Below are 14,815 nucleotides of genomic sequence, written 5' to 3'. Positions count from 1 at the left end.
GCGCGGTGTCCGTGACCGCGGCCCTCACCCGACGCCCGGGGTGCGTCAGCCGCGCAGCGGGACGCCGGGGCGGTCCAGCGCGGGGCGGTCGAGGGCGGTTCGGTCCAGCGTGGTGCGGTCCAGCGTGGTGCGGTCGAGGGCGGGGCGGTCGAGGGGGGTTCGGTCCAGCGCGGGGCGGTCCAGCGCGGGGCGGTCGAGGCTGCTGCGGTCGAGACCGCCCTGGCGGGCGGCCGGGACGGTGGTGGCCAGTCCGGTCGGGGCGGGGGTGCGCTCGCGCTCCGGCGGGTGGGCGGGGCCGTGGGCGGGGGTGGGGGCGTGCGCGACCGCCGGGGTGTGGCCCGGCAGCTCCTCGGAGCGGTCCGGCCGGCCCGGGCCCGGCACCGTTCCGGCCGCCGCCAGCAGCTCGCCGGCCGGCCGGCGCATCCCGTAGCGGCGGTGCACCGCCTGCTTGGTGACCCCGAGGGCCGAGCCCACCGAGTCCCAGGAGAAGCCCAGCGCGCGGTCGAACTCGACGGCCGCCGCCACCAGCGTCTCCACGCTCTCCCGCAGCTCCTGGGCCAGGCGCACCGTCGGCGCCGGGGCCCGCCCGTACACCACGAAGCCCGCGGAGGTGCTGGGGCGGCGCGGCCGGTAGACGTTGCCCAACTGGGCGGTGAGCGTCCGCAGGGCGTCGACCTGGCGCCGCACCCGCTCGATGTCCCGCACCAGCAGGTGCAGGCTCGCCCTCGCCCGGGCGTCGTGGTTGATCTGCTCGGCCATGGCTTACGTGCCGCCTTCCGTTACGGTTCGGCTCGGCCGGAGCGCCCTTCCCGCGCGCTCCGGCCACGGTCAATCCCACTTGACCAACGCCGGAGCGCCCGCCGGGGTCACGCAGGCGGGGCGAGCGGGATGTGCCGGACCCCGGTCCGGACGGATTGCATAGACTGGCCGACGGCCGCGCGCGCACCGCCCGGCCCGCTCGTTGCCAGCAGCCCGACCCCCGCATCCCGGACCCGACGGACAGGAGCCCGCATCCGTGGCGATCCAGCCGATCCGCATCTTCGGAGACCCCGTACTGCGCGCCACCGCCCGGCCCGTCACCACCTTCGACAAGGAGCTCCGCACCCTCGTCAAGGACCTCACCGACACCATGCTCGACGCCCCCGGCGCCGGTCTGGCAGCGCCCCAACTCGGCATCTCGCTGCGGGTGTTCACCTACCACGTGGACGGCGTCACCGGGCACCTGATCAACCCGGACCTGTCGCTCAGCGAGGAGGAGCAGGAGGGCCCGGAGGGCTGTCTGTCGCTGCCCGGGCTGCGCTACGACACCCGCCGGGCGCACGGCGTCGTCGCCAGGGGCTTCAACATGTACGGTGACCCGGTCACCGTCGAGGGCACCCAGCTGCTGGCCCGCTGCATCCAGCACGAGACCGACCACCTCGACGGCATCATCTTCATCGACCGCCTCGACGCCGAGCAGCGGAAGGCCGCGCTCAGGGCGATCCGCGAGGCGGACTGGGGCTCGGGCCCCGCGCCGGTGGTCAAGGTCTCCCCGCACAGCACCTTCGGTTCGGCGCGCTGAGCGCCGCCGACCACGTCGACTCCGCACCGCAGAAAGGCACTTGATGCGCCTCGTGTTCGCCGGCACCCCCGAGGTCGCCGTTCCCGCCCTGGACGCCCTGCTCGCCTCCGACCGGCACGAGGTCGTCGCGGTGGTCACCCGCCCCGACGCCCCCTCCGGCCGCGGCCGCAAGCTCGTCGCCAGCCCCGTCGCCCAGCGCGCCGAGGAGGCCGGGATCGAGGTCCTCAAGCCGGCGAAGCCCAGCGACCCCGACTTCGTCGCCCGGCTCACCGAGCTCGCCCCCGACTGCTGCCCGGTCGTCGCCTACGGCGCCCTGCTGCGCCCCGGCACCCTGGAGATCCCCGCGCACGGCTGGGTGAACCTGCACTTCTCGCTGCTCCCCGCGTGGCGCGGCGCCGCCCCCGTCCAGCACGCGGTGCTGGCCGGCGACGAGGTGACCGGCGCGTCCACCTTCCTCATCGAGCAGGGCCTCGACTCCGGCCCGGTCTACGGCGTGATCACCGAGGAGGTCCGCCCGGCCGACACCAGCGGCGACCTGCTGGAGCGGCTCTCCCACTCCGGTGCCCGGCTGCTCGCCGCCACCATGGACGGCATCGCCGACGGCAGCCTGCACGCCGTGCCGCAGCCCGCCGAGGGCGTCACCCTCGCCCCGAAGATCGGCGTCGAGGACGCCCGGATCGACTGGACCGCGCCCGCGCTGCGGGTCGACCGGGTGGTGCGCGGCTGCGCCCCCGCCCCCGGCGCGTGGACGGAGTTCCGCGGCGAGCGGCTCAAGGTCACCGGCCCGGTGCGGCTGCTGCCCGGCTCCGCGGACCTCGCGCCGGGCGAGCTGGCCGTCGGCAAGAACAGCGTCCGGGTCGGCACCGGCAGCCACGAGGTCGAGCTCGGCGAGGTCCGGCCGCAGGGCAAGAAGGCCATGCGGGCGGCGGACTGGGCGCGCGGCGCGCGCATCGAGTCGGGCGAGCGGCTGGGCGGGTCCGCCTGAGTCCGTCCGGTCCGTCCGGTCCGTCCGGTCCGGGTCGGGCCCGCTCCGGCGTTCCGCGTTACTGTTCGAGAGATCCAGAAATAGCCCCCGCAGCACTTTGAGGCACATCCCATGAGCACGACCGGCAGTACCCACGGCACCTCCGGCACGCCCGGCGCGTCCGGCGGCAAGCGCGCCCCGCGCCCGCACCGGCGCCCGAAGAAGGACCCGGCGCGGATCGTCGCCTTCCGCGCCCTGCGCGCCGTCGACGAGCGCGACGCCTACGCCAACCTGATCCTCCCCTCCCTGCTCCGCGAGGCCGAGCAGAAGGGCATGGACCGGCGCGACGCCGCCCTCGCCACCGAGCTGGTCTACGGCACCCTGCGGCTCCAGGGCACCTACGACGCGATCATCGCCGCCTGCATCGACCGCCCGCTCAGCAAGGTCGACCCGCCCGTCCTGGACGTGCTCTCGCTCGGCGCCCACCAGCTGCTCACCACCCGCATCCCCAGCCACGCCGCCGTCTCGGCCACCGTCGAGCTGGCCCGGGTGGTGCTCGGCGACGGCAAGGCCAAGTTCGTCAACGCCGTGCTGCGCCGGATCAGCGCCCACGACCTGGACGCCTGGATCCAGCGGGTCGCCCCGCCGTACGACCAGGACGCCGAGGACCACCTCGCCGTCGTGCACTCCCACCCGCGCTGGGTGGTCGCCTCGCTGTGGGACTCGCTCGGCCGCTGGCAGCCCGACAACGCCGGGCGCACCGCCGTGGAGCAGCTGCTGCGCGCCGACAACGAGCGCCCCGAGGTCATCCTGGTGGCCCGCCCCGGCCGGGCCACCGTCGGCGAGCTGGCCGACGCGCTCCCCGAGGCCGAGCCGGGCCGCTGGTCCCCGTACGCGCTGCGGCTCGCCGAGGGCGGCGACCCGGGCTCGGTCGCGGCCGTGCAGGAGAACCGGGCGGGCGTCCAGGACGAGGGCAGCCAGCTGGTCGCCCTCGCCCTCGCCGCCGCCCCGCTGGACGGCCCGGACCGGCTCTGGCTGGACGGCTGCGCCGGCCCCGGCGGAAAGGCCGCGCTGCTCGCCGCGCTCGCCGCCGAGCGCGGCGCGGCGCTGGTCGCCAGCGAGAAGCAGCCGCACCGGGCCCGGCTGGTCGCCCGGGCCCTGGCCGGCAACCCCGGCCCGTACACCGTGATCGCCGCCGACGGCACCCGCCCGGCCTGGCGGGCCGGAGGCTTCGACCGGGTGCTCGTCGACGTCCCGTGCTCCGGCCTCGGCGCCCTGCGCCGCCGCCCCGAGGCCCGCTGGCGCCGCCGTCCGCAGGACGTCGCCGCCTTCGGCCCGCTCCAGCGCGATCTGCTGCGCTCGGCCATCGAGGCCACCCGGATCGGCGGCGTGGTCGGCTACGCCACCTGCTCCCCGCACCTCGCGGAGACCCGCGCGGTGGTGGACGACGTGCTGCGCACCGAGGGCGCCCGGGTCGAGTGGATCGACGCCCGGCCGCTGCTCCCGGACGTCCCCGCCCTCGGCGAGGGCCCGGACGTCCAGCTCTGGCCGCACCTGCACGGCACGGACGCGATGTACCTGGCCCTGCTGCGCCGTACGGCGTAGGCGGATGCTCCGCGGCGGCGCACCACGGGGGTCCGTGGTGCGCCGCCGTTCGCGCAGCCGGGCCCGTGGGACGGGCGGTCCCGCCCGCGGGTCAGCGGGCGGAGAGCGCGGGGCGCGGGACGGTGCGCGCGGGGTCGGGGCGGGGGAAGGCCGGCGCGGGGCGGGCCGGGCCGGTGTGCGTGGCGACCACGCCGCGGACCAGGTCGCGCAGCCAGCGGTGGCCGGCGTCCTGGTCGTTGCGCGGGTGCCAGGCCATGCTCAGGACCACCTCGGGGAGGTCGACCGGCAGCGGGAAGGTGGCCAGGCCGAGCGCCTCGGCGGCCGGGGCGCCGAGCCGGGCCGGCGCGAGGCCGACGAGTTCGGTGTCGCGGAGCAGGAAGAGCGCCGCCGGGTAGCTCGGTACGCTGGCCACGATCCTTCGGGCGAGGCCGAGTTGGGCCAGGCGCTGGTCGACCTGCTCGGGGCCCCGGCCGTGCCGGGAGACGGTGAGGTGATCGGCGGCGGCGAACTCCTCCAGGGTGGGGGGCGCGCCGTGGGCCAGCGGGTGTCCGGTGCGGGCGATGCCCACCAGGCGGGTGCTGGTGAGGGGTTCGGTGCGGGTCTCGGGGTCGAGCTGGTCGGTGACGCCGACCTCCAGGTCGATCACGCCGTCGCGCATCGCGCTGGTGCCCTCCAGGTCGTCCCCGAGGAAGCGCAGCGTCACCGCCGGGGCCTGGGCGCGGACCGCCGCCAGCAGGGCCGCGCCGATCGTGGTCAGCAGGACGTCGCCGGTCTGCAGGGTGAACCGGCGGCTGAGCTCGGCGGGTTCGGCGGCCGCGGGCGGTATCAGCAGGGCCTGGCCCCGGCTGACCAGGGCGCGGACCTCGGAGCGCAGTTCCACCGCGCGAGGCGTCGGCACCAGTCCGCGGCCGGCCCGGACCAGCAGGGGATCGCCGAGCACGCGGCGCAGCCGTCCGAGCGTGCGGCTCATCGCCGGGGCCGAGGTGTGCAGCCGTTCGGCGGCACCGGTCACGCTGCCCTCCTCCAGCAGGGCGTCCAGGGCGACGAGCAGGTTGAGATCGAGGTCCGGCATGAGGTTCTCCGCTGGTGGTCGGTCGGCTGGATGTGGGGGGGTGGGGATGACCGGAGGTGAAAAGTGTGCTGACCTGGGTTCCGCGGGAGCGCGCGACGACTCGGCATCCGGCGTCGATCGCCACAACTCCCCTGGGGAGTAAAGGATCTGACGTGATGATTGACAATGGCATGCCGATCGGGAGCTGCCAAGGAGGCCGTGTGCCGACCTTCTCGGCGCAGGACGGCGCACGCCGGCCCGGGCGGCCGGAAGCGGGGAGGTGACCGTGTCCGCGTACACGGAGTGGCGGCCGGCGGTGGCGCCCGGGCGGCAGGTGTCCTGCCTCTGGACGCGGCACCACGCCCCGGGGCCGTCGTACGAGCAGCTCGTGGTGCCGGACGGGTGCGTGGACCTGGTGTGGTCGGACGAGGGGCTGCAGGTGGTGGGCGCGGACCTCGCGCCCCGCAGCGTCCCGGTGCGGGGCGGGGCGGAACTGGCGGGGGTGCGGTTCCGGCCCGGCGCGGCGGGCCTGCTGCTGGGGGCGAGGCCGGCGCGGGAGCTCCGCGACCTCCAGGTGCCGCTGGCCGAGGTGGTCGGCGCGACGGCGGCGGAGCGGCTCGGGGAGCGGCTGGCCGGGGCGGGCGGGCCGCGGGAGGCGGCGGCGGAGCTGGAGGCGTTCGTCGCGGCGCTCGTGCCGGGGTGGGAGCCGGATCGGGTGGTGGAGCGGGCGGTGGTCGCCCTGGGGCGCGCGCAGGGGGCGCGACTGCCGGAGCTCGCGACCGAACTGGGGCTCTCGGAGCGGCAGTTGCGCCGTCGGATGACCGATGCGGTCGGCTACGGGCCGAAGACCCTGCACGCCGTGCTGCGCTTCCAGCGGGCGCTGGCCTGCGCGCGGTCGGCGCCCGGGCCGGCAACGGGGGAGGGGGACGGTGGCGGGGGCGGTGCGGGGCCGGGGCTGGCGGAGGTGGCGGCGCTGGCCGGGTACGCCGACCAGGCGCACCTCACCAGGGAGGTGCGCCGGTGGGCGGGGATGCCGCCGGGAGCGCTGCTGGGCCGACGGGCGGCCGGGCCGGGTGGGGCCCGGGGTCAGGAGTCCGGCGCGTCGTCGTAGGCGCGCAGTGTGAGCAGGGCCTGGAGGGTCACCCCGGGGCGGGCCTCGGACTCGGTGTTCGCCGACCAGCGCACCCAGTTGATCGGCCAGCCGCCGTCCTGCTGCTGGGCGGCGGCGAGGTGGTCGAGGCCGCGGTCCAGCTCCTCGTCGGTGAACCAGGAACGGGCCAGGCTGTCGGGCGTGCGGGCGTAGTCGTGCGGCAGGTGGTGCTCGCGCGGCGCGTAGCCCGGGGCGGTCCGGGCCTCCTCGGGCCGGGCCGGGTCGAGCAGCACGAGCCGCTGTTCGCGGACGAGCGCGCCCAGCCGGGCCGCCTCGCTCCGGGCCCAGTCGGTGTCCGGGGCGGCGTCGAGGAAGCGCAGCGCGGCGCCCACCTCGTACGGGTGCGGCGCGCCGAGCTTCTCGACGGCGGCGCGGCAGAACGCGGTGGCGGCGGTGAGCCACGGGTGGTCGATGCCCTGGCGCAGCAGCGGGGCCACGATCTGCCCGGTGGACAGCAGTTCGCCGACCGGTTCGACGCCCTCCTCGGGCACCGGCAGGAACGGCGGCCGCGGGTAGGGCCGCAGGCTCGGCAGGACGACGGGCACGCCGCCGTCGGGTGCGGAGACCTCGGCCAGCCAGGCGCAGACCGGCCGGGCGCGGTCCTCGTCCAGGGCCCCGGCCTCCTCCAGGGCGAGGAGCGCGGCGGGGACGGCGATGGGCTGGGGGGCCGGTCCGCGGACGTCCGGTTCGAGTCCGTAGGCGAAGCCCCCGCCGGGGGCGCAGTGGGCGCCGAGGGCGGCGAGGACGCCGACGGAATCGGGCCGGGCGTCGAACAGGTGGGCGAAGCGGCGTTGTTCGAGGACGCGCCCCGAGGTCCAGAGGAAGTCGGCGGCGGCGTCGAGCCTGGTGGGCGTGAGGCGTGCGGTGCGGGTCATGGCTCGACCGTAGGCGGCCCGGGGGCGGGGGTCTTGAACGATCCGGACACGGACGGTCCGGTGTCGTGGGCGACCGGTCCGGGCCAGTGGGCCCGCAGCGGGCGGTAGTCGGTCACCGTGATGCCGTGCTCGGCGAGCAGCTCGCGGGTGCGCGGGGCGAGGAGGAAGGCGAGGTCGGAGCGGCGCACCCGCCAGCCGCCGTCGCCGGGGCGGGTGGCGGGCGTGCCGAGGCCGGGGTGGACGGCCCATTCGGTCAGACCCGGCGGCAGCGCGGCGAGCAGCCGGGCGTAGTGGGCGGGCTTGCCGTCGAGCGGGACGGCGAAGCTGTCCAGGAAGGGGTGGTCGACCACCGGCAGCCCGCGGGCGCGCAGGCGTTCCAGGGCGGGGGAGAGCCAGATGCGCACGGCCAGTCCGTATTCGGCGCCGAGCGCGAGCGCGAGGTCGAGGAGGTCGGGGCGGCCGGCGTCGGCCAGGCAGTGGAAGTCCAGGTGGGTCGGGTCGAGCCCGGGGCCGGTGGCGGCCTCGATCTGGGCGCGGAACTCCCGTTCCACGTCGGCCGTGCGGGCCCGTGCCAGCAGCCGGGCGCGGCCGTCGGGGGTGGCGGGGAAGAGCCGCCCGGCGGGGTCGAGCAGCGAGGGGACGGCCGCGGCCGGGGCGAGCGGGCCCCAGCGGTGGCCGGGCGCCTCGGTGTCGCAGACCAGGGTGAGGTGGATCCCGAACGGCAGCCCGGGCCGCTCGCGCAGCAGGCGCAGCGCGTGCGCGGAGCCCGGGCAGCCGGTCATGAGGCTGCAGGAGGCGGCGACGCCGTGTTCGACCGCCTCGACGACGGCGAGGTTGACGTCCTCGTTGAGGCCGAAGTCGTCGCAGTTGAGCAGCAGCAGGCGGGTGCCCGGCGGGTGGCCGAGCAACGCGGTGGCGAGGGGGGTCGGCAGGGTCACGCCCGCAGTCTGCCGGGGCGGTGGGCGCCGTGCGGCGGATTTTCGCTCAGACCTCGCGGGCGGCGCGGCGTTGGCGCTTGCCGAGCGGGGCCTGGGAGAGGTCCTCGGCCTGGGAACGGAGGTTCTTGTAGCCGTAGCCGCGTCCGTCGAGCCAGGCGCGGGCGGATGCCTCGGCGCGCTCGGTGGCGTCGAGGATGTCCTCCTCGGCCTCGCCGGAGTCCTGGTAGCGGAAGGTGAAGACGGCGCGGGCGTTCAGGTCGTAGCTGAGGTGGCCCTCGGGGGTGAAGGCGGCGAACAGGATGTCGTGCTCGGCGGCGCGGGACGCCAGCTCGGCGTGCTGCTCGGGGGTGAGGCCGTCGAAGACGCCGCGGACGGTGATGCGGAAGGTGCGCGTGGTCATCCGGTGAGCGTATGCCGGGCCGTGGCGGGCGGGCGACGGGTTTTCCGGGGAACGGGCGGCGCCCCCGCGCCGGGACGGACGCGGGGGCGCCGGGGCCGGGCCGTCAGGCCTGGCCGAGGGTGGCGTCGGCGGGGGCCGGGCTGTCCGGGGCGGGTGCGTCGGCGGGCGGGGTATCGGCGGTCGGTGCGTCGGCGGTCGGGGCGTCGGGGGCCGCGTCGAGCGAGGGCCACTGGATCCGGGTGGCGCAGAGCGCGACGACCACCGCCGAGGCGGCGACCACGCCCATGCCCCAGACCAGGCTGCTCGCGTTGGCGATGAAGCCGATCAGGGCGGGGCCGGCGAGCAGGCCGGTGGTGCCGGTGGCGGCGACCAGGGCGAGCGCGTCGGAGCCCTGGCGGGCGGCCGCGACGTAGACGCAGGGGGTGACGGCGGCGACGCCCAGGCCCACGCAGGCGAAGCCGATCAGGGTCGGCACCACGCCGCCGACCAGCAGCGCGAGCGCCAGTCCGAGCCCGGCCACGGTGCTGCCGACGCGCACGATCCGGCCGTCGCCGAAGCGGGTGCGCCAGCCGTCGGCGAACAGCCGGGCGAGCACCATCATCACCGAGACCACGGCGATGCCCATCGGCGCCAGCTGGTGCGAGGCCCGGACGACGTTCTCCAGGTAGAGGGCGGACCAGTCGTTCATGGCGCCCTCGGTGACGGTGCCGAAGACCATGGCGAGGCCCATCCAGACGGTGATCCGCGAGGGGAGCGGGATGCCGCGGCGCTTCGCGGGCGTTTCCGCGGCGGGTTCGGGCGCGGCCTCGGCGGCCTCGGCGGCCTCGGCGGCCTTGGCGGGCTCGTCCGCCAGCATGCCGGTCTGGGCGAGGAGCAGCAGCAGGGCGAGGACGGCGGCGGCGATCGCGAAGTGGGCGGACAGCGTGGTGGTGACGGCGGTGACACCGGAGGCGAGCAGGGCCGCGAGCAGGGAACCGGCGCTGAACGTGGCGTGCAGCCTGGACATCGCGGTGCGCTGGAAGCGGACCTCCATGGCGGCGCCCTGGGCGTTCATCGCGACGTTCAGGAAGCCGACCGCGACGCCGTCGAGGCAGGCCACCACCAGCAGGACGGGGTAGCTGGGTGCCAGGGTGAGGCCGGCCAGGATCAGCGCGAGGCCGATCGCGGAGACGGTGGCGAGGACGCGGGAGCCGAACCGCTTCATCAGCGAGGCGACCAGCGGGAAGGAGACGGCGGCACCGATGCCGCAGACCATCAGCAGCAGGCCGATCCGGCCGTCGTCGAGGTCGAGCCGGGTCTTCAGGGCGGGGAGGCGGGAGACCCAGGTCGCGTACTGGAAGCCGAGGAAGCAGAACAGCGCTGCGACGGCCAGGTGTGCTCGCAGGAAGTCGTCGCGCACGCGGAGCATGTGCATCAGAGCCCGATCGTTGTGGGGGGAGGTCGTTGCGGGGAAGTCCGCTGCGGGGGAGTCCGCTTGCGGGGAGGTGGGCCGCCGGGGGGCCGGGACACGCCCTAGCGCAGGGACATCGCCATGTAGACGGCCTGCTCGCCGTAGCTCGCGGGCAGTTCCACCCCGGGGTCGGGGCGGTAGCCGAGCGGGGCCCAGAGGACCTCGCTGCCGCGCACGGCGACCAGCGAGACGGTGGCGTAGCCGCGTGCGCGGGCCGTGTCGGCGAGGAAGGTGAGCAGGCGCGGGGCGAGGCCGCGGCCGCGCAGCCGTTCGGTGACGACCAGGTCGTGGGCGTGCAGGTTGCCGGAGGTGCGGGCGGCCGGGGACTCCGCGCGGGCGAGGTCGGGGCAGTGGCCGAGCGGGTAGGGCAGCGCGAGCAGGTAGCCGCCGAACGCGCCCTCGTGCTCCACGGCGAAGCACCAGTCGGGGGCGGCCCGGTGGCGCGAGCGCAGTGTCCCGCCGCCCTCGGAGAGGCCGCTCGCGGCGTAGGCGCGGGCCTCCAGGGGGACGATCTCGGCCCAGTCGGCCTCGGCGAGGGGGCGGACGAGGAGGCCCCCGTCGAGGCGGGTGCCGCCGAACGGGCGGTCGTCGAACGGGCGGTCGTCGAACGGGCGGTCGTCGAACGGGCGGTCGTCGAGGAGGGTGGGGTGCTGCTCGGCGGTGTGGTGCGGGGACATCTACTGCGGGTCTCTCTCGGGGCCGGGTGCGCCGGACGGACGGCCCGCCCGGACGCAGCTGTGGGGGAGCGGTGGGAAGCCGTTGAATCCCCGTGTCGTGTAGGAGGTGGCGTAGGCCCCGCAGGAGAGGATCCACACCGGGTCGCCCGAGGCGGCGTCCCGGGGGACGGGCACGCCGGCGCCCTCGTCGTAGGCGTCGTCGCTGTCGCAGGTGGGGCCGGCGATCACGGCAGGTACGGTCGGCGCCCCGGCGTGGGCGGGGAACTCCAGCCGGTAGCGCAGCCCGTCCATCTCGTACAGGCCGTTGAACTTGCCGCAGCTCAGGTAGAGCCAGTGCGACCGCTCCCCGCCGAGCTGCTGACGCTCCGTCAGGCGGGTGACGTGGGCCCGGATCGCGCCGTGGTCGGCGACCAGGTGGCGGCCCGGCTCCAGCAGGAAGTCCAGCGGCCCGGCGGAGACCTCGCGCAGGTACTCCATCCCCTCCCGGATCACCGCGAACATCTTGTCGACCGGGGGCTGGAGCGGGTGGCCGAGCCGGTCGAGCACGCCGAGCGCGGGCAGGCCGCCGCCGAGGTTGACGTGCTGCAGCAGGATCCCGTGCCGGGCGGTCTCCTCGATCACCACGGCGAGCGTGTCCAGCGCGCTCTGCCAGGCCTCGACGGTGAGTTGCTGCGAGCCGACGTGCACCGACAGCCCGGCCGGGATCAGCCCGGCGTCCCGGGCCGCGGTCAGCACCCGGACGGCGTCCTCGGGCGAGCAGCCGAACTTGCGGCTCAGCCCCCACAGGGCGCCCTCGCCGGTGGTGGCGAGCCGGCAGAACACCCGGGCGCCGGGCGCGTGTTCGGCGAGCGCGGCGACGTCGGCCAGGCTGTCGGTGGCGAAGTCGCGCACACCGAGCCGGTACGCCTCGGCGATCTGCCGGTCGGACTTCACCGTGTTGCCGTAGTGGATCCGTCCGACCGGCACGCCGGTGCGCAGCGCCTGGGTGATCTCCTGCGGCCCGGCCGCGTCGAATCCGGCGCCCCGGGCGGCCAGGCAGTCGAGCACCTCGTCCACCGGGCAGGCCTTCATCGCGAACCGGACGTCGATGCCGGGCAGTTCGCTCAGCAGGGCGTCGTACTGGGCCTCGATGCCGTCGAGGTCGAAGATGATCCGGTCGTCCTCGGCGGCGGCGAGGGCGGCGCGCAGGCGTCCGTCGTCAGGCATGGGCGGCGCTCCGGCCGGCCCCGGCCGAGGAGCCGGGCGGGAGGGGTGCGAGGGGCGGGGTGGCGCGGGCCGCGCGGACCAGCGGCGTCCAGGCGTCGACGAGCAGTGCGAAGGCCTCGATGTCGGCCTGCGCCTCGTCCAGCAGCCGGGCGCGCAGCGGTGCCAGGTGGTCGGCGAACGCGGCGTACCGGCCGCCGAGTCCGCGGTAGGCGCGGTCGAGGACGGCCAGCCGGCGGTGGTTCTCGGAGCGGTCCGCCCCGGCCGCCCGCCGGGCGGCCCGCGCGACCGTCGCGGGGCGCAGGTGGTGCTCCGCGTCGAGCAGCGACCCGCCCGCCTCCTCCAGCGCGTCGTACACCGGGTAGAGGTAGAGCATCGACAGCAGGAACTTGGTGTACCGCAGCTGGTAGGCGGTGAACCCGGCGTCGGTGCGCCGTTCGGGCGTGTAGTGGTTGATGACGTTGCGGTTGTGGGTGACCCCGGGCAGTCCGGCGTGCAGCACCAGGTGGTGCAGCAGGTAGTCGCTGCCGATGGTGTCGGTCGCGGGCGGCAGCGGCACCCGCTCGTACACCTCGCGGTCCAGGGCGATGTTGCACATGTCTATCCGCCAGATGTCGGGCAGGTCGAGCACCGCGCGGTCGTGCGTGAACGGGTCGGTGCCGCTGCCGACGAAGGAGTCCGCGACCAGTTCGCGGCGCTCCTCGGCGGTGGAGCCGGTGCGCGCCCACAGGCCGACGACCTCCTCGTAGCACGCCGGGTCGAGTGCGCGGATCTCGCCGAGGTCGACGGAGAGTTCACCGACGAAGGAGCTGCCGACCAGCGCGACGGGCTTCTGCGCGTGCACCGGGTCGAGGGTGTGGTGGGTGACGCCGGGCGCGGCGTCGGCGGCCCGCCGGCCGATCGAGCGCAGTTCGTGGTGGACCGGGTACACCGGTTCGCCGTTCAGCCGCTGGTAGGCGCTGTCGGAGTCGCGGCGGTGCACGGAGGAGCAGCCGAGGGCGGCGGCGAGCAGGAACGCCCGGTTGGTGCAGGCGCCGTAGGAGACGGCGTCCGGCAGCATCAGGCCGAGCAGGCGGTCGGCGTCGGCGGCGGCGGCCAGGGCCGGATCCTCGGCGCGGGCCCCGTCGATCGCGGCGCGCAGGAAGGCGCGCTGCTGCTCCTCGTCGAGGTGGTGGACGAGGACGCCGGGGGTCGCGGGCAGCTCGGCGACCGCCTTGGCGTGCTCGATGCGGTCCGCGGCGTCCGCCGAGTCGAGGATCAGCAGATGGACCCGGACGCCGAACTCGCGGGCGGCCCAGGCGGCTTCCTCGCCGACGGCGGTGATGGCCGGGGTGCAGAACCGGTTGGTGGGCAGCGCGAGGCAGATGTCGCGCACGGTGGTCCCCCCGCTCACGCCTCGCCGCCCTCGGTGGCCTCGGCGGCCTCGGCGGTTCCGGCCGCCCGAGTGGCGTCACCGGGATCGGCCCCGGCGCTGCGCCAGGCCGCCAGGCCGAGCAACTTGGCTCCGAGATCGGTGAGTTCGGCCGGGCCGTAGCGCAAGGACTCGTGCTCGCGGTGGTCACCGACCAGGGTGCGGTTCCAGGTCGGCGTGGAGAGGTGCCGCCAGGAGTCGACGCGCGACTCCCGGAGCTCGTGGTGCTCCTCCAGCGCGGGCATCATCGAGAGGTACTGGACCGAGCGCACCCCGCTCGCGGAGGTGTTGGCGGCGACCCCGTGGGCCAGCATGCCGTTCCAGATCAGCAGGTCGCCCGCCTTCAACTCGGGCCGCACGACCGGGTATTCGCTGCGGTCGACGGCCGGGCGGATCGGGTCGCGGCCGGCCGGCTGGGCGGCCTGCCAGGTGTTGAACCGGCGGAACAGCTCCGGGTTGCACTGGAAGCCGCCGTGGTCGGGCTCGGTGTCGGTGAGCGCGATGATGCCCTGGACGCGCTGCGGGAGCATGCCGGCCGTGGAGTCGACGTCCCAGTGCAGTTCGATGTCGAAGCCCTCGTCGGTGGGCTCGATCAGCGCGCGGTCGCGGTTCCCGGTGTTCGGCGGGTTGAGGTTGAGCCGGTCGAGGGTGACCCAGAGCTCCTCGCAGTCCCAGACGTCCACGAACGCGTCGTAGACCCGCCGGGTCTGCCGGCTGTCCCAGATGAGCTGGTGTTGGTAGGCCTCGACGAAGCCGTAGATGTGCAGGTGGCGGTCCAGCTCGTCACGGAACTCCCGCTCCTCGTACCAGGTTTCCGGGCGCTCGGGGTCGAGCCCCTGGAACTCCCAGGCGAAGTCGAGCAGCTTGCGGGCGGCCTCGGCGGGGATCGCCTCGGGAACGACGACGTAGCCGTAGGTCTGCCAGAAGGTGAACTGCTCCTCGGACAGCACGCGCAGCGGGCGCTGCTTGCGGATGTCCTTCAGCGCGGTGGCGGCGAGGTAGGACTCGCCGTCGTTGCTGAAGTAGGGGCGTTCCGAAGCGGCCCGGAAGAGGTACCCGTCGGGCTTCGGCATCTCACTCCAAGTTCGGGTCGGGGCGTCGGGTCGGTCGGTGGCCGTGCGCCGGGTGGAGGGACGGGCCTCGGGGCACGGCGGTGCGGGGCCGTGGCCCCGGGGGAGTGGTGGGACGGGAAAGGGATTTCCGTCCGGCAAGGAGTGCCGCCGACTGTTCCGGCCTCGTCAAATGCGGTGTGCCCCTACGGTGGACTAGACCAACTTCCGGTGTCAACCCTCTGCGCGCGAACCCCTTCTGGCGCACCGTCGGTCGGTGGACGACCGGCCGTGACCTGCGCCGGAGCCCGCAGGGCGGGTGATCGGTGCGGTCCGGCCGAAGGGGCGGTGCGGCTGCCTCCCGGGGGCCTCGTTCGCTGCCCGAAAGGGCAGTCGAGGGGGGGCTCCGATGCCGGTTCGACGCACCTTCGGGATGCGGCCGGGGCAATCCCCCCCCGGGGCTCGACGGTGGTGCGGCGGC

The 14,815-nt window shown here is 75.7% G+C and carries 13 protein-coding genes and 1 pseudogene; 4 read left to right on the top strand and 10 right to left on the bottom strand.

What is annotated here, in order from left to right:
* Positions 1–392: 392 nt before the first annotated feature.
* Positions 393–759, bottom strand: a pseudogene (locus ACFVVL_RS33925) (hypothetical protein); the annotation flags it as partial.
* Positions 760–1,015: 256 nt separating this feature from the next.
* On the opposite strand from ACFVVL_RS33925, the gene def reads away from it, so the two are divergent.
* The 3 genes from def to ACFVVL_RS33910 all read left to right on the top strand — a co-directional run bounded on the left by def (position 1,016) and on the right by ACFVVL_RS33910 (position 4,130).
* Entirely contained in the window at positions 1,016–1,561 is a 546-nt protein-coding gene (def, locus tag ACFVVL_RS33920; RefSeq protein ID WP_380298423.1) for a peptide deformylase, read from the top strand.
* A 43-nt stretch (positions 1,562–1,604) separates the two neighbouring features.
* On the top strand, positions 1,605–2,546 hold the full coding sequence (fmt, locus tag ACFVVL_RS33915; protein ID WP_380298424.1) for a methionyl-tRNA formyltransferase: 942 nt from the start codon (positions 1,605–1,607) through the stop codon (positions 2,544–2,546).
* A gap of 111 nt (positions 2,547–2,657) precedes the next feature.
* A complete protein-coding gene (locus ACFVVL_RS33910) occupies positions 2,658–4,130 on the top strand; it encodes an RsmB/NOP family class I SAM-dependent RNA methyltransferase (RefSeq protein ID WP_387682138.1) in 1,473 nt (490 codons plus the stop codon).
* Between the two features lie 91 nt (positions 4,131–4,221).
* Here ACFVVL_RS33910 and ACFVVL_RS33905 read toward each other — a convergent pair whose 3' ends face one another.
* Positions 4,222–5,202, bottom strand: a complete 981-nt coding sequence (locus ACFVVL_RS33905; RefSeq protein WP_387682136.1) for a LysR family transcriptional regulator — start codon at positions 5,200–5,202, stop codon at positions 4,222–4,224.
* A 265-nt stretch (positions 5,203–5,467) separates the two neighbouring features.
* Here ACFVVL_RS33905 and ACFVVL_RS33900 point away from each other — a divergent pair, with 265 nt between their 5' ends.
* The gene (locus ACFVVL_RS33900; protein ID WP_387682133.1) at positions 5,468–6,292 is read left to right on the top strand and encodes a DUF6597 domain-containing transcriptional factor; all 825 of its coding nucleotides are present in this window, start codon (positions 5,468–5,470) and stop codon (positions 6,290–6,292) included.
* Here the strand turns inward: ACFVVL_RS33900 and ACFVVL_RS33895 are convergent.
* The 8 genes from ACFVVL_RS33895 to ACFVVL_RS33860 all read right to left on the bottom strand — a co-directional run bounded on the left by ACFVVL_RS33895 (position 6,268) and on the right by ACFVVL_RS33860 (position 14,358).
* Positions 6,268–7,206 (bottom strand): hypothetical protein, encoded by a 939-nt coding sequence (locus ACFVVL_RS33895; RefSeq protein ID WP_387682131.1) that lies wholly within the window; start codon positions 7,204–7,206, stop codon positions 6,268–6,270. The two genes, ACFVVL_RS33900 and ACFVVL_RS33895, sit on opposite strands and share 25 nt — an antisense overlap.
* Positions 7,203–8,144 carry a ChbG/HpnK family deacetylase gene (locus ACFVVL_RS33890; RefSeq protein WP_387682128.1) on the bottom strand — a complete coding sequence of 314 codons (942 nt, stop codon included), beginning with the start codon at positions 8,142–8,144 and terminating at the stop codon, positions 7,203–7,205. Before ACFVVL_RS33890 ends, ACFVVL_RS33895 begins: the two co-directional genes overlap by 4 nt.
* 46 nt (positions 8,145–8,190) lie before the next feature.
* A complete protein-coding gene (locus tag ACFVVL_RS33885) occupies positions 8,191–8,544 on the bottom strand; it encodes a DUF6204 family protein (RefSeq protein WP_387682125.1) in 354 nt (117 codons plus the stop codon).
* Positions 8,545–8,647: 103 nt separating this feature from the next.
* The gene (locus tag ACFVVL_RS33880; RefSeq protein WP_387682145.1) at positions 8,648–9,952 is read right to left on the bottom strand and encodes an MFS transporter; all 1,305 of its coding nucleotides are present in this window, start codon (positions 9,950–9,952) and stop codon (positions 8,648–8,650) included.
* A gap of 104 nt (positions 9,953–10,056) precedes the next feature.
* Entirely contained in the window at positions 10,057–10,671 is a 615-nt protein-coding gene (locus ACFVVL_RS33875) for a GNAT family N-acetyltransferase (protein ID WP_387682122.1), read from the bottom strand.
* A complete protein-coding gene (locus ACFVVL_RS33870) occupies positions 10,672–11,877 on the bottom strand; it encodes a type III PLP-dependent enzyme (RefSeq protein WP_387682119.1) in 1,206 nt (401 codons plus the stop codon). It lies immediately after the preceding gene.
* Positions 11,870–13,249 (bottom strand): DUF6271 family protein, encoded by a 1,380-nt coding sequence (locus tag ACFVVL_RS33865; protein ID WP_387682142.1) that lies wholly within the window; start codon positions 13,247–13,249, stop codon positions 11,870–11,872. The genes ACFVVL_RS33870 and ACFVVL_RS33865 overlap by 8 nt, the downstream gene beginning before the upstream one ends.
* Before the next feature lie 14 nt (positions 13,250–13,263).
* Positions 13,264–14,358, bottom strand: a complete 1,095-nt coding sequence (locus ACFVVL_RS33860; protein ID WP_387682116.1) for a phytanoyl-CoA dioxygenase family protein — start codon at positions 14,356–14,358, stop codon at positions 13,264–13,266.
* Positions 14,359–14,815 lie beyond the last annotated feature (457 nt).

It is taken from the genome of Kitasatospora sp. NPDC058115 (genome assembly GCF_042884635.1).
GTDB lineage: Bacteria > Actinomycetota > Actinomycetes > Streptomycetales > Streptomycetaceae > Kitasatospora.
This window is presented reverse-complemented; position numbering and strand designations above follow the sequence as displayed.

Coding starts and splice junctions, on each gene's coding strand:
- ACFVVL_RS33860 (WP_387682116.1), bottom strand. CDS start 14,358: ATGCCGAAGCCCGACGGGTACCTCTTCCGGGCCGCTTCGGAACGCCCC.
- fmt (WP_380298424.1), top strand. CDS start 1,605: ATGCGCCTCGTGTTCGCCGGCACCCCCGAGGTCGCCGTTCCCGCCCTG.
- ACFVVL_RS33875 (WP_387682122.1), bottom strand. CDS start 10,671: ATGTCCCCGCACCACACCGCCGAGCAGCACCCCACCCTCCTCGACGAC.
- ACFVVL_RS33885 (WP_387682125.1), bottom strand. CDS start 8,544: ATGACCACGCGCACCTTCCGCATCACCGTCCGCGGCGTCTTCGACGGC.
- ACFVVL_RS33880 (WP_387682145.1), bottom strand. CDS start 9,952: ATGCTCCGCGTGCGCGACGACTTCCTGCGAGCACACCTGGCCGTCGCA.
- ACFVVL_RS33910 (WP_387682138.1), top strand. CDS start 2,658: ATGAGCACGACCGGCAGTACCCACGGCACCTCCGGCACGCCCGGCGCG.
- ACFVVL_RS33870 (WP_387682119.1), bottom strand. CDS start 11,877: ATGCCTGACGACGGACGCCTGCGCGCCGCCCTCGCCGCCGCCGAGGAC.
- ACFVVL_RS33895 (WP_387682131.1), bottom strand. CDS start 7,206: ATGACCCGCACCGCACGCCTCACGCCCACCAGGCTCGACGCCGCCGCC.
- ACFVVL_RS33905 (WP_387682136.1), bottom strand. CDS start 5,202: ATGCCGGACCTCGATCTCAACCTGCTCGTCGCCCTGGACGCCCTGCTG.